This window comes from Ruegeria sp. CDSB086 (genome assembly GCF_059611065.1).
The window spans coordinates 391,730-414,944 of the sequence record NZ_JBXWOV010000004.1 but is presented as its reverse complement, the minus strand read 5'-3'; the positions used below and the strand labels follow the sequence as shown (position 1 = coordinate 414,944).

The 23,215-nt window shown below is 57.5% G+C and carries 23 protein-coding genes and 1 pseudogene; 13 read left to right on the top strand and 11 right to left on the bottom strand.

Annotation, left to right across the window (positions count from 1 at the left end):
* Both AC2FIO_RS11245 and AC2FIO_RS11240 read right to left on the bottom strand, forming a co-directional pair.
* A pseudogene (locus tag AC2FIO_RS11245) lies at positions 1-210 on the bottom strand (hypothetical protein); the annotation flags it as partial.
* Between the two features lie 54 nt (positions 211-264).
* Positions 265-978, bottom strand: coding sequence for a uroporphyrinogen-III synthase (locus tag AC2FIO_RS11240; RefSeq protein WP_058279301.1), 714 nt, complete (start codon positions 976-978; stop codon positions 265-267).
* A 96-nt stretch (positions 979-1,074) separates the two neighbouring features.
* On the opposite strand from AC2FIO_RS11240, the gene tsaD reads away from it, so the two are divergent.
* The 4 genes from tsaD to AC2FIO_RS11220 are packed head-to-tail and all read left to right on the top strand — an operon-like array spanning position 1,075 to position 3,824.
* A complete protein-coding gene (tsaD, locus tag AC2FIO_RS11235; protein WP_496697655.1) occupies positions 1,075-2,172 on the top strand; it encodes a tRNA (adenosine(37)-N6)-threonylcarbamoyltransferase complex transferase subunit TsaD in 1,098 nt (365 codons plus the stop codon).
* Complete coding sequence (locus tag AC2FIO_RS11230; protein ID WP_496697637.1) at positions 2,169-3,131, top strand: NAD(P)H-dependent glycerol-3-phosphate dehydrogenase; 963 nt, start codon at positions 2,169-2,171, stop codon at positions 3,129-3,131. The genes tsaD and AC2FIO_RS11230 overlap by 4 nt, the downstream gene beginning before the upstream one ends.
* A 1-nt stretch (position 3,132) precedes the next feature.
* Positions 3,133-3,402: a YciI family protein gene (locus AC2FIO_RS11225; protein WP_058275177.1), complete on the top strand. Its 270-nt coding sequence runs from the start codon at positions 3,133-3,135 to the stop codon at positions 3,400-3,402.
* Positions 3,402-3,824, top strand: coding sequence for an EVE domain-containing protein (locus AC2FIO_RS11220; protein ID WP_109313844.1), 423 nt, complete (start codon positions 3,402-3,404; stop codon positions 3,822-3,824). Before AC2FIO_RS11225 ends, AC2FIO_RS11220 begins: the two co-directional genes overlap by 1 nt.
* 213 nt (positions 3,825-4,037) lie before the next feature.
* Here AC2FIO_RS11220 and AC2FIO_RS11215 read toward each other — a convergent pair whose 3' ends face one another.
* On the bottom strand, positions 4,038-4,379 hold the full coding sequence (locus AC2FIO_RS11215) for a DUF2853 family protein (protein ID WP_282170561.1): 342 nt from the start codon (positions 4,377-4,379) through the stop codon (positions 4,038-4,040).
* A 198-nt stretch (positions 4,380-4,577) separates the two neighbouring features.
* Here AC2FIO_RS11215 and AC2FIO_RS11210 point away from each other — a divergent pair, with 198 nt between their 5' ends.
* On the top strand, positions 4,578-5,225 hold the full coding sequence (locus AC2FIO_RS11210) for a DUF899 family protein (protein WP_058275174.1): 648 nt from the start codon (positions 4,578-4,580) through the stop codon (positions 5,223-5,225).
* A gap of 17 nt (positions 5,226-5,242) precedes the next feature.
* Here AC2FIO_RS11210 and AC2FIO_RS11205 read toward each other — a convergent pair whose 3' ends face one another.
* From AC2FIO_RS11205 to AC2FIO_RS11195, 3 genes are all read right to left on the bottom strand, one after another.
* Positions 5,243-5,992 carry an extensin-like domain-containing protein gene (locus tag AC2FIO_RS11205; RefSeq protein WP_496697634.1) on the bottom strand — a complete coding sequence of 250 codons (750 nt, stop codon included), beginning with the start codon at positions 5,990-5,992 and terminating at the stop codon, positions 5,243-5,245.
* A gap of 14 nt (positions 5,993-6,006) precedes the next feature.
* Positions 6,007-7,395: an adenosylhomocysteinase gene (ahcY, locus tag AC2FIO_RS11200; protein ID WP_282170564.1), complete on the bottom strand. Its 1,389-nt coding sequence runs from the start codon at positions 7,393-7,395 to the stop codon at positions 6,007-6,009.
* Positions 7,396-7,498: 103 nt separating this feature from the next.
* Positions 7,499-7,813, bottom strand: coding sequence for a hypothetical protein (locus tag AC2FIO_RS11195; RefSeq protein WP_282170565.1), 315 nt, complete (start codon positions 7,811-7,813; stop codon positions 7,499-7,501).
* Between the two features lie 204 nt (positions 7,814-8,017).
* Between AC2FIO_RS11195 and AC2FIO_RS11190 the strand changes: the two genes are divergently transcribed.
* Complete coding sequence (locus tag AC2FIO_RS11190) at positions 8,018-8,611, top strand: HD domain-containing protein (RefSeq protein WP_282170566.1); 594 nt, start codon at positions 8,018-8,020, stop codon at positions 8,609-8,611.
* On the opposite strand, the gene AC2FIO_RS11185 is transcribed toward AC2FIO_RS11190, so the two are convergent.
* The 5 genes from AC2FIO_RS11185 to AC2FIO_RS11165 form a co-directional block, all read right to left on the bottom strand.
* On the bottom strand, positions 8,608-8,979 hold the full coding sequence (locus tag AC2FIO_RS11185; RefSeq protein WP_058275170.1) for a VOC family protein: 372 nt from the start codon (positions 8,977-8,979) through the stop codon (positions 8,608-8,610). The genes AC2FIO_RS11190 and AC2FIO_RS11185 overlap by 4 nt on opposite strands.
* Positions 8,980-9,254: 275 nt before the next feature.
* Entirely contained in the window at positions 9,255-9,650 is a 396-nt protein-coding gene (locus AC2FIO_RS11180) for a DUF805 domain-containing protein (protein WP_282170567.1), read from the bottom strand.
* A 92-nt stretch (positions 9,651-9,742) separates the two neighbouring features.
* Positions 9,743-10,237, bottom strand: coding sequence for a lactoylglutathione lyase family protein (locus tag AC2FIO_RS11175; RefSeq protein WP_058275168.1), 495 nt, complete (start codon positions 10,235-10,237; stop codon positions 9,743-9,745).
* Between the two features lie 139 nt (positions 10,238-10,376).
* Positions 10,377-10,931: an ActR/PrrA/RegA family redox response regulator transcription factor gene (locus AC2FIO_RS11170; RefSeq protein ID WP_058275167.1), complete on the bottom strand. Its 555-nt coding sequence runs from the start codon at positions 10,929-10,931 to the stop codon at positions 10,377-10,379.
* A gap of 86 nt (positions 10,932-11,017) precedes the next feature.
* On the bottom strand, positions 11,018-11,638 hold the full coding sequence (locus AC2FIO_RS11165; RefSeq protein ID WP_496697653.1) for an SCO family protein: 621 nt from the start codon (positions 11,636-11,638) through the stop codon (positions 11,018-11,020).
* A 92-nt stretch (positions 11,639-11,730) separates the two neighbouring features.
* Between AC2FIO_RS11165 and regB the strand changes: the two genes are divergently transcribed.
* The 7 genes from regB to addA all read left to right on the top strand — a co-directional run bounded on the left by regB (position 11,731) and on the right by addA (position 23,197).
* On the top strand, positions 11,731-13,128 hold the full coding sequence (gene regB, locus AC2FIO_RS11160; RefSeq protein ID WP_496697628.1) for a sensor histidine kinase RegB: 1,398 nt from the start codon (positions 11,731-11,733) through the stop codon (positions 13,126-13,128).
* Between the two features lie 85 nt (positions 13,129-13,213).
* Positions 13,214-14,722, top strand: coding sequence for a PAS-domain containing protein (locus AC2FIO_RS11155; protein ID WP_496697626.1), 1,509 nt, complete (start codon positions 13,214-13,216; stop codon positions 14,720-14,722).
* A gap of 41 nt (positions 14,723-14,763) precedes the next feature.
* Positions 14,764-15,237, top strand: a complete 474-nt coding sequence (gene tsaE / locus AC2FIO_RS11150; protein WP_496697624.1) for a tRNA (adenosine(37)-N6)-threonylcarbamoyltransferase complex ATPase subunit type 1 TsaE — start codon at positions 14,764-14,766, stop codon at positions 15,235-15,237.
* Positions 15,234-16,238 carry an aminoglycoside phosphotransferase family protein gene (locus AC2FIO_RS11145; RefSeq protein ID WP_496697622.1) on the top strand — a complete coding sequence of 335 codons (1,005 nt, stop codon included), beginning with the start codon at positions 15,234-15,236 and terminating at the stop codon, positions 16,236-16,238. The genes tsaE and AC2FIO_RS11145 overlap by 4 nt, the downstream gene beginning before the upstream one ends.
* Positions 16,235-16,921, top strand: a complete 687-nt coding sequence (locus AC2FIO_RS11140) for a nucleotidyltransferase family protein (protein WP_496697621.1) — start codon at positions 16,235-16,237, stop codon at positions 16,919-16,921. The genes AC2FIO_RS11145 and AC2FIO_RS11140 overlap by 4 nt, the downstream gene beginning before the upstream one ends.
* On the top strand, positions 16,914-19,841 hold the full coding sequence (gene addB / locus AC2FIO_RS11135; protein WP_496697619.1) for a double-strand break repair protein AddB: 2,928 nt from the start codon (positions 16,914-16,916) through the stop codon (positions 19,839-19,841). Before AC2FIO_RS11140 ends, addB begins: the two co-directional genes overlap by 8 nt.
* Positions 19,838-23,197 carry a double-strand break repair helicase AddA gene (gene addA, locus AC2FIO_RS11130; RefSeq protein ID WP_496697617.1) on the top strand — a complete coding sequence of 1,120 codons (3,360 nt, stop codon included), beginning with the start codon at positions 19,838-19,840 and terminating at the stop codon, positions 23,195-23,197. Before addB ends, addA begins: the two co-directional genes overlap by 4 nt.
* Positions 23,198-23,215 lie beyond the last annotated feature (18 nt).

Below are 23,215 nucleotides of genomic sequence, written 5' to 3'. Positions count from 1 at the left end.
TTCGGCTTCGGCTTCGGCTTCGGCTTCGGCTTCGGCTTCGGCTTCGGCTTCGGCTTCGGCTTCGGCTTCGGCTTCGGCTTCGGAAAGGGCCTTTTCTAGCGGCTCATCCGCGTCAACGACTGTCTCATCACGCTGCGAGGTGAATTCAACTGTTTCGTCCGACTTGGGGTCTTCCACCGGCTTTTGATCGGTTTTTTTCTTACGAGCCACCGCGACGTTCCCCTTATCGAATCCAATTTCATATGAATAACAGACCGCTCTAAGTTAATCAGTGGTCTCTCCACGCTCAACCCGCATCGCGTGTTTGACAAGCTTTTTCACGGCTTTCCGCATTTTCTTGGGTGTCGGCTCTTTGGCGATCTTCAGGCGCTCATAGTCCAAGGAATAAAGGGGCTCGGCCGTGGCTTCGCTAATGGCAACCAGCCACAAGGGCGCGGTTCCGGTCCAAATTTCGGCAAATTGTCGCGCCGTTCGGGGCGAAAACAGCGGTGCGAGAACAGGTCTGTCACCGGATGTGGCCGCAGCCGCTTCGGATGTCAGCGGTAACAAACGCTGTTGATAAACAATCTGTTCGTGAACCGTCAGCCCCGATTCGGTCAGACGCCCGGCAACATTTCCCCGCGTATGTTCACCCCTGAGATGCAGCAACGGGCTTTCAGGCCGGTGCTTCAACAGGTAGGCCACCAGCTCTTCGGCGGTATTACCCACCACCAATGCATCCCATCCAGCCCCTTTGGCTGTTCCAGTGGTCGCCGGACCAACACAATAGGCGGGCAGATCGGGTTTAACGCCCAACGACGCGGCGGCATTGACCGAGTTGGCCGAAGTAAAGATCAATCCGCGAATTCCGTCCGTTTCGACCGCAACCCTCAGGGGTCGGATTTCCAGGATCGGAGAATAGATGACATCCACCCGCGACCTGACGCGGTCCGACAGCTGTGCCACAAACCTTTCAGAGGCGGCGCGAGGGCGGGTCATCAACAAATACAATGGCGGGGCCTTCGGCCTTGGGATTGTTTGCGTCCGCGCAGGGTGATACCCCGCTTGAGTGTCATGATGCAACGGATCAGGCCTATGGTGCAAACACTTACCGTTCTTGGATTGGAAAGCAGCTGTGATGACACGGCCGCGGCTGTTGTGCGCCAATCCGATGGTGCGAGTGCCGAGGTTCTGTCGTCTATTGTTCACGGTCAAACCGAGCTGCACAGCGCATTCGGCGGGGTCGTGCCCGAAATCGCAGCGCGGGCCCATGCCGAAAAACTGGATATTTGCGTGGTGCAGGCGTTAGAGGCTGCAGGACTGACACTGGCCGATATGGATGCGATCGCCGTCACTGCGGGTCCCGGCCTGATCGGCGGGGTCATGTCCGGCGTCATGTGCGCCAAAGGGCTGAGTGCCGCGACCGGGCTTCCCCTGATCGGCGTAAACCATCTGGCGGGTCATGCGCTGACGCCCCGATTAACGGATGGCATCGCCTTTCCCTACCTGATGCTGCTGGTTTCAGGCGGGCATTGCCAGTACCTTATCGCGCACGGGCCCGAGCAATTTACCCGCCTTGGCGGCACAATCGACGATGCCCCCGGCGAGGCGTTCGACAAAACCGCCCGCCTGCTGGGCCTGTCGCAACCCGGCGGTCCCTCTGTGGAGGCCGAAGCAGGTTCTGGCGATCCCAAGCGTTTCCGGTTTCCCCGACCTCTGCTGGATCGGCCGGGATGTGATCTCTCCTTTTCGGGGCTGAAAACCGCGTTGATGCGGATGCGGGATCAGATTGTTGCCGAAAAGGGCGGCCTGACCCGTCAGGACCGCGCTGATCTGTGTGCCGGATTTCAGCAAGCCATCGTCGATACTCTGGCCGAGAAAACCCGCCGTGCGATTGACAGGTATCTTGAGGAAAACCCTACAGAGCCGGTTATTGCCGTCGCAGGTGGTGTGGCCGCCAATACCGCCATTCGGTCCGCATTAGAGACTGTTTGCGCAGAAAAAGGCGCGCGCTTTACCGCACCACCACTCAACCTTTGCACCGACAATGCCGCCATGATCGCCTATGCCGGGATGGAACGGTTTCGCATGGGCGCACGCGACGGGCTGGACCTGACGGCCCGTCCACGCTGGCCGCTGGATAAAACCAGCCCCGCGATGCTGGGCGGCGGCAAGAAAGGCGCCAAGGCATGAGCGTTTCGGTTCTGGGATCTGGCGCATTCGGCACGAGCCTGGCCATTTCACTGGCCGGGAACGGGCCGGTTACGCTGTGGTCACGGGATCCGGATCAGGCCCGGCACATACAGACAGAACGTGAAAACACTCAGCGTTTGCCTGGCGTGGCTTTACCTGCTGATATCACGGTGACATCGAACATCGATCAGGCGACCAAGGCTGATGTTCTGCTGATAGCTGTCCCCATGCAAAAATTGCGCGATGCCTTGCAAGCGCAGGCCTCTGATCTGGCCGGAAAAACCTTGGTGGCGTGCTGCAAGGGTATCGAGCTATCGTCCGGGCTTGGGCCGATTTCAGTGATCCAGCAAACGATCCCGGATGCGCAACCCGCCCTGCTGACCGGGCCCAGCTTTGCCGACGACATTGCACGCGGACTGCCAACGGCGCTAACCTTGGCCTGCGCAGATGACTCGCTGAGTCTGACGCTGCAACACGACCTGACCACTGCCAACCTGCGCCTTTATCGAACCACCGACATGATTGGGGCGGAACTTGGCGGCGCCTTGAAGAACGTAATGGCCATCGGATGCGGCGCTGCAATCGGGGCCGGGTTGGGCGACAGCGCACGCGCCGCTTTAATGACACGCGGGTTTGCAGAAATGCAGCGCTTTGCGCTGATGCGCGGGGCGCGACCTGACACTCTGATGGGATTGTCTGGATTGGGGGATCTGGTCCTGACTTGTTCGTCTGAACTGTCCCGAAACTATCGCTTTGGCCTGTCGTTGGGTCGGAATATCCAATTCGATACCCACACCACCGTTGAAGGGGTCGCCACCGCGCGGGCCATGACGGAAATTGCCACTGCTGAGGGGCTGGACATGCCAATCAGTACAACGGTGGCGGACCTTAGCAGTGGCGCCTACAGTGTGACCGAAGCTATCCGAGCCCTGCTCAACCGACCCCTGAAGGAGGAATAATATGCTGATCGCTCTCATCGCCCGTGACAAAGACGGCGCGCTGCAAACCCGGCTGGACAATCGCGCTGCCCACCTGGCCTATATTGAGGAAACGGGTGTCGTTGCGCAGGCGGGTCCGCTGCTGGACGGCGACGCAATGATCGGCTCGTTGATCATTCTGGAGGTCGAAGACATGGCCGCCGCGCAAAATTGGGCGGACAACGATCCTTATGCAAAAGCCGGGTTGTTCCAATCGGTTGACCTGATTGCGTGGAAAAAGGTCATAGGCTGATGGCGTACTGGCTGTTCAAATCCGAACCATCGACCTGGGGCTGGGACCAGCAGGTTGCAAAAGGGGATGCGGGCGAAGAATGGGACGGCGTGCGCAACTATCAGGCGCGCAATTTCATGCGCCAGATGGCTGTCGGAGATCGCGGGTTCTTCTACCACTCGCAAAAGGACAAGGCGATTGTTGGTATTGTCGAGGTCTGCGCTGAGGCGCACCCCGACAGCACCACGGATGACGAGCGTTGGGAATGTGTGGACATCAAGGCCGTTCGCCCGTTTGCAACCCCCGTCACGCTGGACCAGATCAAGGCTGACGAACGTTTGGGGGAAATGGTGTTGGTCAAAAACTCTCGCCTGTCCGTTCAGCCAGTCAGCGAGGCGGAATGGCAGGTGATCTGCGATCTGGGCGGCACGCAGGCTACTTAATAACAGATTAAAGGGAAGGCCCTGACAGATGCAGAACCTTCCCTACCCCGCGTGCTCCCGACTCACCACACGCGTATGGAAATTTTGGCTCTGACCGTCCTGGTCACGTCCTGACACTAACCGATCCTTGCGGCGCAGTTCAAACGGCAAGTACTTAAAATTGGAAACGCCCGCCAGGGATCTGACGGGCGCTGCAAAAAAGGTGTGGCGGGATCAGCCGTAAACAGCCTCTTTGCCGAAGTGCTTGGTCAGCATGTAATACACGACGGCGCGGTATTTGTTACGCTCGGACATGCCATAGGTTTCCAGTGCTTTGTTGATCGCTTCCATCAATTCCGGTCCATCTGACAGGCCCAACTTTTTGATGAGGAAGTTGTTCTTGACCGTTTCCAACTCACCTTCCTGAGTTGCCGCGACAGTCGATGCATCGGCGTCATAAATTGCAGGGCCACAGCCGATTGTGACTTTGGTCAGCAGATCCATATCTGCGTTCATACCGCATTTGGACTTCAGGTCCTCGGCATATTTAGCGATCAGGTCGTCGCGTTTTCCCATGGTTATCTCCCGGTTGAAACTCGTTTTTGGCCATACCAGCGCCGCAGACACGGTAACGGGAGCGGGAATTTGCACAAAGGGAAAAATTAGCGGCATTCCCCCTAAACCCTGCCGGTCTGATCTGAGGCTTGATTTTGATGGCCCTTTATTTAACAATAAGGTTAAATATGTTACTTGTTCCAGAACCAGGAGGCTACAATGCCTGTGTCGCTACCCAACGAAACTTCGCAATACAGAACCGCACGAAACACCTTGCTGTCGGCTGAAGCCGAACTGCGGGCTCAGATTGAAAATGTTGCAAAACTGCGCCGCGGTTTGCCCAAAGGTGGGGCAGTTCCGCGGGACTATGCATTCCGGTCAGACAAGGGTGCGCCGACACCGCTGTCGTCTTTGTTCGGATCACATGACACCTTGGCTATATACTCGCTTATGTACGGTCCGGATGCAGAGGCACCTTGCCCGATGTGTTCTGCCTTTCTGGACGGGTTGAATGGGCAGATCGCCCATATATCGCAGAAAATCGCCTTTGCGGTCGTGGCGCAAAACACCTGTGAAAGGCTGGCAGCGCTGAAAGCGGAAATGTCTTGGGATGATCTGCCGCTTTATTCTGCATTGGGCACAGACTATCAGCGCGACTATCTGGCCGAGGCCGAGGATGGAAGCCAACTGCCTATCCTGAACATCTTTCAGCGCGATGCGGACGGCATAAGCCATTTCTGGAGTTCCGAGCTGTTCTTCGAACCCAGTGACTGGCATCCGCGGCACGTGGATGCGGCGTGGCCCCTGTGGAATATTCTGGATTTCACACCACAAGGACGCGGAGATTTCTTTCCGTCCCTGCGTTAAATACCCGTCAAGGTGACCTATCGGCAATAACCCCAACCGGGACCCTGCAGATGAAAGTGGTCCGCGTGCAAGTGATTGAAATCAGGACCCAATACCACACGAAACCAATCACATGCGCCGCGCCAGATCTGGTGCAGAAATTGACCCTCAGGTCCTTCGGCGCCCCAATCGGATAGCAATGTCAGACTGCGCCCATCAGCGAATTGCAAACCAACAATATCAATGGAATCCGCCTTGGCATGGCTGCTCCAACCACTGCTCTGACCCTGAGCGGTCCGCATCTGGCGGCAATTGTAACTGCCCACATGCCGCAATCGGCTGACCTGCGTGCCCAAAAGGTCTCTCGCAGTGGGTTGAACGACATGATGTTCCCACATGGCCAGCCGCAGAGTGGTCGCGCAACTGGTTTCAACCGCATTTACACCCGATGTCACCAGCGCAGACAACAGACCGCGCCCGGTGATGCCGCAATTCTCATCCACGATCAGATCATCCATCGCTTCAAAGTTTGCGCCGGCGTCGGCCAAGGCGGCGCGGCACTGTACTTCATTCGCCAGCGCGCGATTAAGCTGAAACCGGGTAATTGGCGTGACCGGCGCGGTGATTTTCAGCTCTCGCAAAGGGTTCCAATGCGATGGCACGGGTGTTTCCGGGTGCGCCAACAACCACCATCCACCCCCTCCGAACAGGATGGCTACAACGGCGATACTAAAAACAAAAGACGCCGCCGATAACAGGAATCGGCGGCGTCCGGTGTGTTTGCTCATGCGTTCTTTCGCACTCAATAACGGTAGTGTTCCGGCTTGTAGGGGCCTTCGGGCTTCACGCCAATGTAAGATGCCTGCTCGTTATCCATCTTGGTCAGCTTCACGCCGATGCGATCCAGATGCAAACGCGCGACCTTCTCATCCAGATGCTTGGGCAGGATGTAGACGTCGTTGTTGTACTGATCGCCCTTGGTGAACAGTTCGATCTGCGCCAGAACCTGGTTGGTGAACGAGGCTGACATCACGAAAGACGGGTGACCGGTCGCATTGCCGAGGTTCAGCAGGCGGCCTTCGGACAGCAGGATGATGCGATTGCCCGAGGGCAGTTCGATCATGTCCACCTGTTCCTTGATATTGGTCCACTTGTGGTTCTTCAGGCTGGCCACCTGAATTTCGTTGTCGAAGTGACCAATATTGCCGACGATGGCCATGTCCTTCATCTCGCGCATATGCTCGATGCGGATCACGTCCTTGTTGCCGGTGGTGGTTATAAAGATGTCGGCCGATGCGACTTCGTCTTCCAGCAACGTGACTTCGAAACCGTCCATCGCGGCCTGCAGGGCGCAAATCGGGTCAACTTCGGTCACTTTCACACGGGCACCAGCACCGCGCAGCGACGCGGCCGAGCCTTTGCCAACGTCACCGTAACCGCAAACCACGGCAACCTTGCCAGCCATCATGGTGTCAGTGGCGCGGCGGATGCCGTCAACCAGCGATTCCTTGCAGCCGTATTTGTTGTCAAACTTCGACTTGGTGACCGAGTCGTTCACATTGATCGCCGGGAACGGCAGTTGGCCGTCTTTCACCAGTTGATACAGGCGGTTCACGCCGGTGGTGGTTTCCTCGGACACGCCCTGAATCTGGTCGCGCATCTTGGTGAACCAGCCGGGGGATGCCGCCAAACGTTTGGCGATCTGCGCTTTGATGACTTCTTCTTCTTCGGATGTCGGAACAGCGATGATGTCCTCACCCGCCTCGGCACGTGCACCCAGAAGAATGTACAATGTCGCGTCGCCGCCATCGTCCAGGATCATGTTTGGGCCATCGTCGAACAGGAAGGATTTGTCCAGGTAATCCCAGTGCTCTTCCAGCGTCTGACCTTTGATTGCGAAGACCGGGATACCAGCCTCAGCAATTGCTGCCGCCGCATGGTCCTGCGTCGAGAAGATGTTGCACGATGCCCAGCGCACGTCCGCGCCCAGCGCGACCAGTGTTTCGATCAGAACAGCCGTTTGGATGGTCATGTGCAGCGAACCGACGATACGCGCGCCGCTCAACGGTTTGGTTTCACCGTATTCCGCGCGCAAAGCCATTAGGCCCGGCATCTCGGTTTCGGCGATGTCCAGTTCCTTACGGCCAAACCCGGCCAATGTAATGTCTTTGACGATATAGTCCCCGGCCATCAGGTGCTCCATTCCGGTAAATCACAGTCCGGGCAGCCCCTAGCACTCCTAGGGGCAGGTGGCAACGTGGATGGCCGGAAAGGGGATAAACCGTCCGTCTAAATCAACTTGGTTCACCCTTTAGCTCTATCTTTGGTATCGCTTCAAAAAAATCTGTGCCAACGGCGACAATACAACTAATGCCGTTCGCCTGGGTCACCAGAACAGTATAGCTTCCGGTTGTCTTCGAGGTCCAAACCTCCATAACAGCCCGTGCGCCCCGCGTTTTCTGCAATCCGCCAAAGACCAGTTCTTCTGAATAACTGTCCTGCAGTTTGGCGATCACATGTTCGCGCTGTGCACAGCTTTTGGCGAAGGCAGGCGGCGCTGTGGCGGCCATGCCGAAGGTCAGGGTTATAGCAAATAGACGTTTGAACATAACATGCTCCTTTCGATACGCGTTTCAGTACGAGAGGGGCACAACTGAAAGGAGTACGCCCCCCTCAGTCCATATGTCGGGATCAAAACGTGCAGGTTCAAAGCACGAAAGCTCAATAAATTGTTGGCAGCCTGTGATCCAGACAGGTACATCATAGCACAAAAGCGCGAAGTTAACGTGTCCTACTTCACAAGGCATGGCAGAATGGCAACACAACCCAGAGCATGGCAGCGAATGCTTTCCGGTCGCAGACTGGATTTGCTGGACCCGACGCCTGTGGATATCGAGATCGAAGATATCGCGCACGGTCTGGCCTTTGTCGCCCGCTGGAACGGGCAAACGGTTGGTGATTTTGCCTATTCCGTGGCCGAGCACTCCCTTCTGGTCGAAGAGCTTTTCGGCCGAATTGCACCCAAAGCCCCGGTGAAATGGCAACTGGCGGCGTTGTTACACGACGCGCCGGAATACGTGATCGGAGATATGATCTCGCCCGTAAAATCCGCCGTTGGCCCGGATTACGGCGCGCTGGATGACCGTTTGGCAGCAGCCATCCACATTCGGTTCGGCCTACCTGCAGCGGTGCCGAAAACGGTGAAACGACAGATCAAAAAGGCCGACAAGATCAGCGCCTGGATGGAGGCGACCCAGATTGCAGGCTTTTCCGAGGCTGAGGCGACGAAGTTCTTTGGCCGTCCTGATAAGTCAGTGATGGAGGGGTTGGAGATCACACTACGCCCGCCGGTTGAGGTGCGGCGGGCGTATATGGAACGTCATATGGCTCTGCTGACGCAGCTTTAGCCGAAGACGTAAAAACACAGCTTATTGCCGTCCAGATCGCGAGCATAAGCGCCGTAGAACCGATCAGGGACGCGCTGGCCAGGTTCTCCTTCATCTGTAGCACCAAGGCTGATTGCCTTCTCGTAAAGCGCCTTAGCCTCATCCTTAGAGTCAGCTGCAAAAGCAACCATTCCACCATTACCGGTCTCGCAGGCTTCGCCATCGTAGGGTGTGCAAACGGCGAGCATTGGCGCTGAAGGGTCATTGCCGATGAAAGCGATGCGCCCCGCGTCGATCACAACCTTTGCGCCCTTGTCGGCAAACAGTGTCGTATAAAAACTTTTTGCGCGCTCCAAATCCGAAACGCCGATGGTCACATAGCCGATCATTGATTTACTCCATTGTGACGAAAGATGAATTCCCTGCCCGAACCTCGGGCAAAGTGGTACTGGTATCAAGTCACTAAACTGTCAGGACCGGCGCACTATTGCAGACTTTTCCTGGGCCAGGGCATTCAAGGATTTTGGGCGGCCGGACAAAGCGATGATGGAGGGGTTGGGGATCACGTTGCGCCCGCCGACAGAGGTGCGGCAGGCATACACTTAACGGCACGAAGAACTGCTGTTGAAACTGTAGCCTGAAACGACGACTTTCACCCCTCAAATCAGGGGAAGACGTCGGGTTCTCCAAACTGGTTTGAACCACTCTCACTTGGCTGAATGTAGAAGTACAACAGGACCAGAGTTCCGATTATCGGAATCAAGCCAATCAACAGCCACCAACCAGTTCGTCCGATGTCGTGCAAACGTCTGACTCCAATCGCCAGATTGGGAAGCAAAAGCCCAAGCGAAACCAAAACGGAAAGCGGTTGTCCGGCGTTCGGCTCAAACACCCCAAATCCGAGCATCGGAGCGATCAAAGCGCCATCAATTATTCGCGTCACCAGAAGAACGAGAAGAACGGCCAGAACCCACCACCAAAACGTCGGGCGCGAAGAACGCCCATTGAAATTGGCGTAGTTTGACAGAGCCCTTCGAAATGCCGTCGTGAGATTGTTCATGCCATCCTCCGCAATTGGACGACATTCACATATCACTATTTCAAATTATTTAACACGGAAACTACCAGATTGGTGGTCTGCCAACAAACAAGTCACGCGTATGCCCCGGCCGAATAGGTTAGTTCATAAGAATGACTGTATAGCTCAAATACGTTTCCAAACGGATCTTCCATGTAGACCATGCGATAGGGTTTGTCGCCTGGGTAGTATTTGCGAACCTGCTTCATTCGCTGTTTTCCACCAAGCTCTTCGATGATCTTGACCCGTTCTTCAAGGTTGTCATCCTGAACACAGAAATGGAACAACCCGCGACGCCAATATTCGAACGGCCTCTCTTCTTCGATCGTGTTTGGAAACTCGAAGAGTTCAATACCTATACCATCCCCCATCGAAAGATGAGCAATCCGAAATGAACCCCAGCCTTCTCCAAAAACATCGTCACACATCTGACCTATGGCACTATCGTCATGCAGCACTTCGGTGGGCTCCATAAGCACATAAAGTCCAAATGCCTTAGAATAGAATTCTACCGCTTTTTCCAGGTCTGGAACGGTTACTCCGATGTGTGAAAAGGTTAGTGCAGACATTTTTAGATACTCCTCGTTCCGCAGCAAACAAGAGAAAGGGCATCAGCAACCCTTGCCGATACCCCCGAAATAGTGCGCTTGTTTCTGTCTCCACGTCCAGAACGAAGCAAAGGTCCGCTTTGGTCCGACCAGAAGAGATTTAACGTGGACTGCGCTTCGCCAATATCCGCTGCAATGTCCGACGGTGCATGTTCAGGCGCCGTGCGGTCTCGGAAACGTTCCGGTCGCACAGCTCATAGACCCGCTGGATATGCTCCCAACGGACGCGGTCCGCACTCATGGGGTTTTCTGGTGGTGGGGGCAGTTCGTCGCCCTTGGCCAGTAGCGCATTGGTGATGTCCGTGGCGTCGGCGGGTTTCGACAGGTAATCCGTGGCGCCGATCTTGACCGCAGCAACGGCGGTGGCAATCGCACCGTATCCGGTCAGGACCACAACCCGGCTGTCGGGGCGCTTTTCGCGCAAAACTTCGACCACATCCAGACCGTTGCCATCTTCGAGACGCAGGTCAACGACCGCGTAGGCGGGCGGGCGGGCGGTGGAAATGGCGCGGCCTGCGGCGACGGAACCTGCGGTTTCAACCTCGAACCCGCGTTTTTCCATCGCTTTTGCCAGACGTCTCAGAAACGGTTCGTCATCGTCCACCAAAAGCAGCGTTTTATCGGGGCCGATGTCGAGGTCAGAGCTGTCCGCCATATTCTGTTCTTTCCGCTATTTCACGCCTTTGGCTTAACCATGAGTAATAGCAGCGCCATCCCAAAGGTCAAACAACCCGTCGTTTTCTAGATTTTGTCGAGGAAACAGCCAACCTTGTCGGCCATCTGTTCGGCGGTGTCGTCCCGGTTGAAGAATTCGATGAACCCATCTTCGGGGGTGACAAGATAAGTAAAGGTCGAATGGTCGACCAGGTAATACTCATCGCTTTTGTCATGCGCCTTGTAGTAGGTTTTGTAGGCCTTGCTGGCGGCCTTGACCTGCTCTGGCGTGCCGGTCAGCGCGATGGTCTTGCCTCCTAGGTTAAAGGCATAGTCGGCCATCACTTCGGTTGTGTCACGATCCGGGTCAATTGAGATAAACAAAGGCGTCACGGACTGGCCGCGCTCAGCCAGAATATCCACGGCCTCAGCATTGCGGGACATGTCGAACGGGCAAACGTCGGGGCAGAAGGTATAGCCGAAATAGACCAGCGTCGGTTCGGTGATCACGTCGGTGTCGGTGACCGTTTCGCCCTTGCCGTTGATCAGTTCAAAAGGCCCGCCGATGGCCGCCGTTCCGCCAGCGATCTGACTGGTCCGGCATTGCGCGAACTTGTCGTCCGAGCCCGCGCCGCGCGTCAGCAGCCACATGGCCACCAGGCCCACGGCCAGAACAACGGTTGCGAGGATGGCATAAAGACGGACCATGACATCAATCCTGACATAAGAGGGGTTGTTGATCGTTTCGGCCGGGACACCTATCAAGAAGTTCAGCCGATGCAACAGGACATAATCGACCGATGGCAAATTCCAACATCACATTATGGCGCGGTCAGGAACGCAGCAGCTGGATTCGGCTGCGCACCCTGATCCTGTTGCGCTGGGTGGCTATCTTCGGCCAGATCACGGCGATCACCGTCGCGCAGCAAACTTATGACATCCAGCTGGACGCAACGCTTTGCTATCTGGCGATTGGCGTCTCGGTCATGGGGAATCTGACTGCAATTCTGCTGTTTCCCCGCAACAAGCGCCTGTCCGAGTTCGAGAACTTCCTGATGGTGCTGTTCGACCTGCTGCAGTTGACCATTTTGCTGTACCTTACAGGCGGGCTGAACAACCCGTTTGCGCTGTTGCTGGTAGGGCCTGTCACGATTTCCGCGAGCGTCATGAGCACCCGGTCAACTCTGATAATCGGTGGCGTTGCCATTGCCTTGACAACACTTCTGGCCGAATTCCACCTGCCTTTGCGCACCGCGCTGGGGGCAGAACTGGACATCCCAGATATTCTACTGTTCGGAAACTGGGCCGCAATCGTCATCGCAATTGTCTTTCTGGGCGCGTATTCGCATCGCGTCAGCTCAGAGGTGCAGTCTATGTCCGAAGCGCTGGCCGCCACCCATATGGCGCTTGCGCGCGAACAAAAGCTGACCGATCTGGGGGGCGTGGTCGCCGCCGCCGCGCATGAGCTGGGGACGCCTCTGGCAACGATCAAACTGGCGAGCTCCGAGTTGATTGAGGAATTGGATGACCGGCCCGACCTTATCGAGGACGCCGCCCTGATCCGCGAACAGGCGAACCGTTGCCGCGATATCCTGCGAGACATGGGCCGGGCGGGCAAAGACGACCTGCATCTGCGTCAAGCCCCGCTTTCTACCGTGGTGCATGAAGCTGCCGAGCCGCATATCAACCGAGGCAAGACCGTTCATTTCTTCGAAGGCCCGGCCGAGGATGGCGATGTGCAGCAGCCCTCGATCCTGCGCAAGCCCGAGATCATTCACGGCCTGCGCAACCTGATCCAGAACGCGGTGGATTTTTCGCGCGGAAATGTCTGGGTCGAGGCGGAATGGTCCACCAAACAGATCACCGTCAGCATCATGGATGACGGTCGTGGATATCCGTCGCAGATGATCGGCCGGATCGGCGATCCCTTCATGCGCCGCCGCCGCAGTGAGACCGAAAAAAGGACCCGTCCGGAATATGAAGGCATGGGTCTGGGTCTTTTCATTGCCAAAACGCTGCTTGAACGCAGCGGAGCAGAGCTGGATTTCGCCAACGGATCGGACCCTTACCAAACCCTGTCGGATAACCCCGAACGTCGGGGCGCGATCGTCAAAGTGAGCTGGCCGCGTAACCTTGTGGATGCGCAAACCGGTGATACGCCTGTGCCTTCAGGTGTAAACCAACGGTTCCAAACCTGACCTGATACTGGCGAACATTGGTTAAGACCCCGTTAACCATTAAGGCGCATAGTACCGCTTCTTGGTTTCGCGCACCGGAGGGCGCATGGTCGACTGGATCATTCTGGCCATCATCGGCATTGTTTCCGCAAGTCTTGCCGTGCAGTGGCTGTTGCCCCGCAGGCGGGAACGGGGGGACAATTTTGGGCTGTCTTCACCTGCCTCCTTGTTTGATGCGGCATTCCTGTTTGATGGTGACCGGCTTATCAGTCACTCGGACATCGCGTTGGAAGGGTTCGAGCAGGTCCGTGATTGGGCCGATCTGTGCCGGCTGCTGCACAGGGGTTTTCCAACATTCCCCGAAACACCTGATCAGGTCCGGCGTGAAGGCAACCTGGTCATCCCGGCCATCGATTGCACGGTTGAACGCGATGTTCTGTGCGAATGGATAGACGGAATTGTACGCGTTCAGCTGCGCGACCGTACCGATTGCCCCACGATAACTCAAATCGCATCAAATGATCCAAACCGCCTTGCCATGGAAAAAGCGCCCTACCCTGTCTGGCTGTTGGATCATCAGGGCGATGTGCGCTGGTGCAATGCTGCTTATGTTTCGCTGGTGCGCAAAGTACGGGATCAGGACACGGACCTGACCGCACCATTGTTTCCGGTCCCCGATGCCGACCAACGGCTATGTGCAAAGGCGCGGGTCTCAATTTCCTCCGAGTTCAGTGAAAACAAGCTGTGGTTCGATCTGACGTTAGTAGATCACCCCGAAGGGCACTTGTCTTATGCCGTGGACATCAACGCAATCGTCGAGGCGGAGGTGGCGCAGCGCAAATTCGTTCAGACCATGACCAAGACCTTCGCGCAATTGCCCATCGGGCTGGCTATTTTTGACCGCAACCGCCAGCTGGCATTGTTCAACCCGGCCCTGATCGACCTGACCACCCTGCCCCCGGATTTCCTAAGCTGCCGCCCCAGCCTGTCCAGCTTTTTCGATCGCTTGCGGGATCAGCACATGATGCCCGAGCCCAAGAATTACCGCAGCTGGCGTAGTCAGATGAACGACCTTCTAGAAGCGGCAGAAGACGGGAACTATCAAGAAACTTGGTCCCTGCCCTCCGGCTCGGTTTACTCGGTCAGTGGGCGCCCGCACCCGGACGGAGCGGTTGCTTTTCTGTTCGAGGACATCACTGCCGAGATCACTCTGACCCGCCGGTTCCGGTCAGAAATGGATCTGATGCAATCCATTCTGGACAAACTGGCCGATGCCATCGCCGTCTTCAGTGACGATGGTACGCTGGCTTTTACCAATTTCGCCTACCAACAGCTTTGGGGTGATACTGGCGACGCAGGCTTTGACGCGGACTCCGTTCTTGAGGTGACCAAAAGCTGGCAGGAACATTGCACCGCGACACCGATCCTTGGCGAAATTCGCGATTTTGTAGAGGCGCGGGAAAATCGCGCGGAATGGTCAGGCGTGATCTATCTGCGAAACGGTATCCAGGTGTTGTGCACGGTCAGCCCAATGCAGAACGGGGCCACCATAGTTCGTTTCTCGGTGGATCGGGATGCATTGATGCGGCAAGAGGCGCAGCAAATCAGCGCCTGAACCGGGTTGCAGCCAACCGGGCGCAAGGCCATTGTGGCGCCATGACCAATTCGCCCTGCACGATCACTTTGAATTCGCCCGAGGAAACAGCAGAATTCGCTGCCCGCCTCGGTGCAGAATTGAGATCTGGAGACATCTTGTTGCTTGAGGGCGAGATCGGCAGCGGAAAGACCCATTTTGCCCGCAGCCTGATCCAATCGCTGATGATCGAGCCCGAAGATGTGCCTTCGCCGACTTTCACCTTGGTTCAGGCTTATGACACGCCGGCCGGGGAAATCTGGCACTGTGACCTGTACCGCCTGAGCGCGGTTGAGGAGGTCGAAGAACTGGGCCTGACCGAGGCTTTCGAAACCGCAATCTGTCTGATTGAATGGCCGGATAAACTGGGCCCGCTGATGCCGGAGTCTGCGGCGAAGATATCCTTCGAAACAGACCCCAACATGACAGAAGCACGCCATCTGACCCTTCGCTGGTCAGACCCGAAATGGCCCGTGAAACTAAGGATTCCCGCATGACAAACCGCGCGGTATTGGCCGAAGCGTTGATCGCGCAGACCAAATGGTCAAATGCAAAGCACGCGCCGCTGGCTGGGGATGCTTCGAACCGGCGGTACGAGCGGCTGACCGATCCGGAAACCGGCAAGACGGCGGTGTTAATGGATTCACCTCCGGGCAAGGCAGAAAATGTCGAAGATTTTGCCCGCATGTCCGAATACCTGCGGTCCCTTGGTCTGAGCGCGCCCGAGATTTATGCCGAGGATACGCATTACGGCTTTCTGCTGCTCGAAGATCTCGGCGACGACCTCTTCGCGCGCGTGCTTGCGCAGACCCCCAGCATGGAGCGTGCGCTTTATGAGGTTGCGACGGATGTTCTAATCGACCTGTACAACGCGCCAAGCCTTTCTTTGCGATCCTATGATCCGAGTTTGATGACCGAGCTTGCCGCGTTGTCCTTTACCAAATACGCGCAGGCCGTGCAGGGCACGCACGACGCCGATGCGCGTAACCGATTTGAAAACCGGTTCTCGGACATTCTGCACCGGGAAACTTCGGGGTCCAAAGTTGTTGTGCTGCGCGATTACCACGCTGAAAACTTGATCTGGTTGCCGGATCGCGACGGGGTTCAGCGCGCTGGTCTGTTGGACTTTCAAACCGCCATGCTGGGCCATCCGGCCTATGATCTGGTATCTTTGTTGCAGGATGTGCGTCGCGATGTGTCACTCGGAACCGAGATGCAAATGGTGAATCGCTATATCGTGGCGACTGGGGTGAATGATCATGACTTCCGCACCGCCTATGCGGTGTTGGGTGCTCAGCGAAATCTGCGCATTCTGGGCGTCTTTGCCCGGCTGGCAACCGAATACTGCAAGCCCAGCTATGTCGATCTGATTCCGGCGACTTGGGCCCACCTGATGCGGGATCTGGAACATCCCGCACTGGTAACCATCGCCAATCTGTTGCGCGAGGCCTTGCCCGCACCCACCCCTGAAAATCTGGACAGGCTCCGACAGAAATGACCCAAGACCCCGAAGCCGTCATGCTGTTTGCAGCCGGGTTTGGCACCCGTATGGGCGCATTGACCGAAAATCGGCCCAAACCACTGATCAAGGTCGCCGGCCGGCCTCTGATTGATCACGCGTTGGATTTGGTGAATGCCCTGCAACCAAAGCGTATCGTGGCCAACCTACATTATCTGCCAGATCAGCTTGAAGCTCATCTAGTCCCAAAAGGTGTTCTGCTTTCCCATGAAACGCCGGAGATTCTTGAGACTGGCGGCGGAATACGCGCCGCTTTGCCCCTGCTTGGATCGCACCCGGTTTACACCCTGAACCCAGACGCGATCTGGTCAGGACCGAACCCTTTGACGATGCTCCGCGAGGCGTGGAATCCCGATCACATGGACGCGCTGTTGATGTGTGTACCGGTGGACCAGACTGTCGGGCACACGGGCAAAGGCGATTTCACAGCAGATGAGAAAGGACGGATCGTGCGCGGCGGCAGTTTGATCTATGGCGGTGCGCAGATCATGAAAACCGAAGGGTTGATGGATATCCCAGAGAAAGCGTTCTCACTTAACGTGCTATGGGACCGGTTGCAGCGGCAGGATCGTCTGTTTGCCCTCACCTATCCCGGTCGCTGGTGCGATGTCGGCCACCCCGAGGGGATTGCTCTCGCCGAAGGGCTGATTGCCGATGTTTGAACCCAGCCCAGTTCCACGTGTTTTCGCCGTTCCACCCGGTTCGGATTTCCCGCAAACGCTGGTTCAAGGGCTACGAGATCGAAGTGCCACGCATCCGCCCGAGGCGTTGGCGCGCGTTCAACTGGTCGTCAATACGAGGCGAATGGCCCGGCGTGTCCGCGACCTGTTTGATCATGGCCCGGCTTGCCTGTTGCCGCGCCTGACACTGGTCACTGATTTGGGCGAAAGCGTCGATCTTGCGCAGATACCTCCAGCAATTCCACCGCTGCGGCGCAGGTTGGAGTTGACGCAGTTGATCGCTAAGCTGTTGGAGCAACAGCCTGATCTGGCTGCACGGTCTTCACTTTTTGACTTGTCCGACAGCCTAGCCGCGCTGATTGATGAGATGCAGGGCGAAGGTGTTTCGCCCGACGCGATCCGGCAATTGGACGTCAGTGACATGTCCGGACATTGGGAAAGGGCGCAAAAGTTCATCGGAATTGCCGATCAAATCATAGATTCAGGCCCAGATGCGCTGGATGTTCAGGCCCGGCAGCGGCTTGTGGTGGAAAACCTGATAGACCGTTGGCAAGTCGCTCCGCCGCAGCATCCGGTTATCCTTGCCGGGTCAACCGGGTCACGCGGAACCACCCTGATGCTGATGGAGGCGGTTGCGCGCCTGCCGCAGGGCGCGTTGATCCTGCCGGGTTATGATTTCGATCAGCCCGACCGCGTTTGGCGCGGGTTGGACGATGCGCTGACATCGGAAGATCACCCGCAGTACCGGTTCCGCAAGCTGATGTCACGGCTTGGTTTGGAGCCAGATCAAATCATGCCTTGGACGGGTGATCAACCACCCTCGCCTGCTCGCAACCGCTTGGTTTCGCTGGCTTTACGCCCGGCGCCAATCACTGATGCATGGATGTCCGAAGGCCCGCAACTGACCGATCTGGATGGCGCCACAAAGGACGTGACACTGGTCGAGGCGCAATCGCCCAGATCCGAGGCCCTGGCCATCGCACTGCGCCTTCGCCAGGCAGCCGAAACCGGCCAAACTGCCGCGCTAATCACACCTGACAGGATGCTGACCCGCCAAGTCAGCGCTGCTTTAGATCGCTGGAACATCCTTCCCGATGACAGCGCTGGTCTACCGCTGCAACTATCGCCGCCCGGCCGGTTTCTGCGTCACGTGGCGGGGCTTTTCGCACGGCGTCTGGATGGCGAGGCATTGTTGACCCTTCTGAAACACCCGCTGTGTCATGATGGTGACGAGCGCGGCGCGCATTTGCTGCACACGCGGGACCTTGAACTAGATTTGCGCCGACATGGCCCGCCTTTCCCGGACAGCGCTAGCCTGACCGCTTTTGCAATCCGCAAAGAAGTTCCCGAGGACTGGGTACGTTGGCTAAACTCCCATTTCTGCGATCAACAGATCGCGGGCCAACTCCCATTGACGGATTGGGTTGCCAGGCTGCGCATCTTGGCCGAGGCGATTTCGGCGGGCGCGTCAGGGGAAACAGGCACGCTCTGGGACAAGAACGCAGGCCAAAAGGCGCAAGGCGTCCTAAGCGCACTGGAAAAAGAGGCACAACACGGCGGCCCGATGACCGCCCATGATTTCGCCGACCTGTTGGGTGCTTTGCTCGCGGGCGAAGAGGTCCGGGATCGCGACGCCCCGCATCCGCACATCATGATCTGGGGCACGCTTGAGGCGCGCGTGCAAGGGGCAGATTTGCTTATCTTGGGCGGCCTAAATGAAGGCAGCTGGCCCGAGGCTGCCGCGCCAGACCCCTGGCTGAACCGCCAGATGCGCGACAAGGCCGGACTTTTGCTGCCCGAACGGCGGATCGGCTTGTCGGCACATGACTTTCAACAAGCCATCGGCGCGCCCGAGGTCTGGCTGACCCGTGCCAAGCGGTCCGATGACGCAGAAACCGTTCCATCACGCTGGCTGAACCGCCTTACGAACCTGCTGCATGGCTTGCCAGGGCAGGGCGGGCGTGAGGCTCTGTCAGAAATGCGCAACAAAGGCCGGCAATGGCTGCAATGGGCGGAACAGCTTGAAATCGCGCCGCATATCGAACCGGCAACGCGTCCATCTCCGCGGCCGGCAGTGGCATCGCGCCCAAACCGGTTGAGCGTGACGGAAATCAAACGGCTGATCCGCGATCCTTATGCGATTTACGCCAAACATGTGCTGCGCCTGAAACCGCTGGACCCTTTGGTGCAAGCGCCGGATGCCTTGTTGCGCGGGATCGTCATCCACGAAATTCTGGAACATTTCGTCAAAGACAGTGTTCTGGACACCGCCTTGTTGACCCGCGAGAATTTTTTGAAACGCGCAGAAACCTTGCTGGATCAACATGTTGCGTGGCCCACGGCGCGTAAGCTGTGGCTGGCGCGGTTGGAACGCATCGCGGATGATTTTCTGGCCGCCGAAATCGCGCGACGAGGGGACGGGGGGCCGGTCGCCTTCGAGGCGGCGGTGAAACTTGTGCTAACGCCCCTGGATTTCACTATCGCGGGCCGTGCTGACAGGATAGATCGCAACAAACGCGGCGCGTTGCGGATTGTCGATTACAAGACAGGAACGCCCCCGACGGAAAGCCAGCAATCCAAGTTCGACAAACAGTTGCTGATCGAAGCCGCGATGGCCGAAGAGGGCGGTATCGACGGGTTCGACCCTTCACCCGTAGCCGAGGCGATTTTCATCGGCATGGGCGGCACCTACAAAGAAGTACCCGCACCGCTGGCGAAAGAGCCGCCAGACAAGGTTCTGGCCGAGCTAAAAGAGTTGGTTTCTGCTTATTTAGAGCCTGATCAAGGGTTTTCATCCCGTCGGATGTTGCACAAGGATTCGGATGTGGGCGATTACGATCAACTGGCGCGGTTTGGAGAATGGGACCGCACTGATGACACAACGCCTGAGGACCTGACATGAGCGCCCGAAACGACGCAACCGAGCGGCAGGTACAGGCCGCGCGGCCCGACGCCTCGACCTGGCTGGCAGCCAATGCAGGCTCAGGCAAGACGCGGGTTCTGACTGATCGGGTGGCCCGATTGCTGTTGGGCGGTGTACAGCCACAGCATATCCTTTGTCTGACATACACCAAGGCCGCCGCCAGCGAGATGCAAAACCGGTTGTTTGATCGCCTCGGACAATGGGCAATGAAGGATGATGCCGGTCTGATGTCCCAACTGACCGATCTGGGCGTACCCGGCGAGATCGACTCAGACAGGCTCGCACAGGCCAGAACCCTATTTGCGCGCGCCATTGAAACGCCCGGTGGCCTGAAGATCCAGACGATCCACTCGTTCTGCGCTTCACTGCTACGACGTTTCCCGCTTGAGGCCGGGGTAAGCCCGCAATTTTCCGAGATGGAGGACCGCGCGGCGGCCTTATTGCGCGAAGAGATTGTCGAGGATTTCGCCGCAGGTCCGCAGGCGTATCTGATCGAAGATGTCGCCCGGTTTGTCACCGATACCGGGTTCGACAAACTTACCGCGGCCATCACCCAGAAACGCAACCTGTTTGCGCAGCCGCTGGAATGGGCCGATGTGCTGCAACGGTTTGAACTGGCCGACGGGTTCGATGAAGACGCTTTAATAGGACGTGTGTTTCTGGGCGGCGAGGTGGAATTGATCAGGTCGATTCTGCCGGTGCTTTCCGAAAGTGGCGGCAATAACGCCAAGGCGGCCGACAAGCTTGCGGCATTTACCGAGGCCCGGGTTAGCAGCTTACCTATTTTGGAAAGCGTGCTTTTGACCGGAAAATCCGCCAAAGAACCCTTCACGGCTAAAATCAACAGTTTCCCGACCAAAGCCCTGCGCGAAGGGGCGCTGGTGGGCAAGATGCCCCAGCTCGAAGCGTTGATGTTGCGGGTGGAGGCCGCGCGCGAACATCGGCTGGCCCTGGTGGCCGCGCGCAAGACAATGGTGCTGCATCGCTTCGCGACGGCGTTTTTGCCGGAATATGAGCGGCGCAAGCAACTGCGCGGATGGCTAGACTTTGACGACCTGATCTTACGTGCACGGCAGGTGTTGAATGATCCGGCGGTTGCCGAATGGGTGTTGTACCGACTGGATGGCGGCATCGACCACATTCTGGTGGACGAAGCGCAGGATACCAGTCCCGATCAGTGGGACGTGGTAGAAAAACTGGCGCAGGAATTTACCAGCGGAGAAGGGGCCCGGTCCGGGGTTGAACGCACGATTTTCGTGGTCGGTGACAAAAAGCAGTCGATCTATTCGTTTCAGGGTGCCGATCCGCAGGCATTCGATCTGATGCAGGCAGAGTTTGGGCGGAAGCTCTCTGAATCAGGCTCTAAATTGTGGGATTCCACGTTAGAATACTCATTCCGATCCTCCAGCGCGATCTTGTCCTTGGTCGACATCCTGTTCGAAAACCGAGCGGAAGCCGGATTTCATAAGGAAAGCCAGCACCGCGCGTTCAAGGCGGATCTGCCGGGCCGGGTGGACCTGTGGCCCGTGGTCGAAAAGGTCGAAGACGATGAAGATACCGACTGGACCGATCCGGTAGATCGGCCCGGCGCGCGGCATCACACCGTCATTCTGGCCGAGAAGGTGGCGCAGTCGATCAAGGCAATGATCGAACAGGGTGAGACGATCCCTGAGGATGGCGAAACGCCCGGCACATTTGTACGGCGGAAGGTTCAACCGGGGGATTTTCTGATCCTCGTTCAACGCCGCTCGGACCTGTTTGCCGAGATCATCCGCGCCTGCAAAGCCGCTGACCTGCCGATCGCCGGGGCAGACCGGCTGAAGGTCGGCGCGGAATTGGCGGTCAAAGACCTGGCCGCGCTGCTGAGCTTTCTGGCCACGCCCGAGGATAGCCTGTCGCTTGCCACAGTTCTGAAATCGCCGCTGTTCGGGTGGGGCGAACAACAATTGTTCGATTTGGCACATCGGCGCAATGAACAGTTCCTTTGGGCGGCCCTGCGTCAACGCGCCGAAGAGTACCCTGAAACACTGGCCGTTCTGCACGACTTGCGCGGGCAGATCGACTTTCTGCGCCCCTACGACCTGATAGAACGCATCCTGACCCGCCATGATGGCCGTCGGAAACTGCTGGGCAGGTTGGGAGCCGAGGCGGAAGACGGGATCAACGCGCTGTTGTCGCAGGCATTGGCGTACGAGCGCACAGATATCCCAAGCCTGACTGGATTTCTGGTGTGGATGCAGACCGATGATCTGGAAATCAAACGGCAGATGAGCGGCGTCGGAAACATGATCAGGGTGATGACGGTGCATGGTTCCAAGGGGTTGGAGGCTCCGATTGTGATCCTGCCGGATACGGGCAAACGGCAAGCTCCGCGCGATGCCGAGATCATGGTGGCCGAAGGCACACCGCTTTGGAAAGTTCCGGCTGACGCGTCCCCGGCGTTGATTGCGCGTGCGCGCGACGAAGCCCGAGCGCGGGAAGAAAATGAGCGGCTTCGCTTGTTGTATGTGGCGCTAACACGAGCTGAAAAGTGGTTGATCGTGGCGGCTGCTGGCGATGTCGGTAAGGATGGGACCAGCTGGTATCAGATGGTTCAGGCCGCGATGGAACGGGCAGGGACGGTGGCACTGCCCGGCTCAGAAACCCTGCGATTGTCACATGGTGATTGGAACGCATCGCCGATTATTGAATCCGCAAAGACCTCAACTGCCGTGACGGACCTGCCAGCCCCGTTCCTGTCTCCCGCCACACCACCAGAGCCCGAAGCGGAAACGCTCAGCCCTTCAGATCTTGGCGGCGCCAAGGCTTTGCCCGGCGATGCAGGTCACGACGAAGAAGTGGCAAAGTTGCGCGGCACACGATTGCACCTGCTGCTGGAACACTTGCCTTCGGTCACGCGGGAAGACTGGCCGCAGCTTTGCGCGCGGGTTCTGCCCGATATGCAGAACGCGGAACGGCAAGAGCTGATGGATGAGGCATGCGACGTTTTGACTGCGGCGCATCTTCGGCCTGTCTTTGCCGCCGGCGCCTTGGCTGAGGTGCCCGTGACAGCCGACCTGAACGGACGCCGCATGCACGGGGTGATCGACCGATTGATCGTCACCGATACCGAGGTTCAGGTCATTGATTTCAAAACAAATGCAACGGTTCCCAACAGTGCAGAGACATGCCCTGAGGGGCTTTTGCGACAGATGGGGGCGTATGCCAACGCCTTGTCGCAGGTCTATCCGAACCACGAAATCCGCACCGCGATCCTATGGACCAGAAAAGCAGATCTGATGTGGCTGCCACACGATCTTGTGACGCACGCCCTGTCGCGCACCCAGATATCTTGACCTTGGATTGCCCGGCCC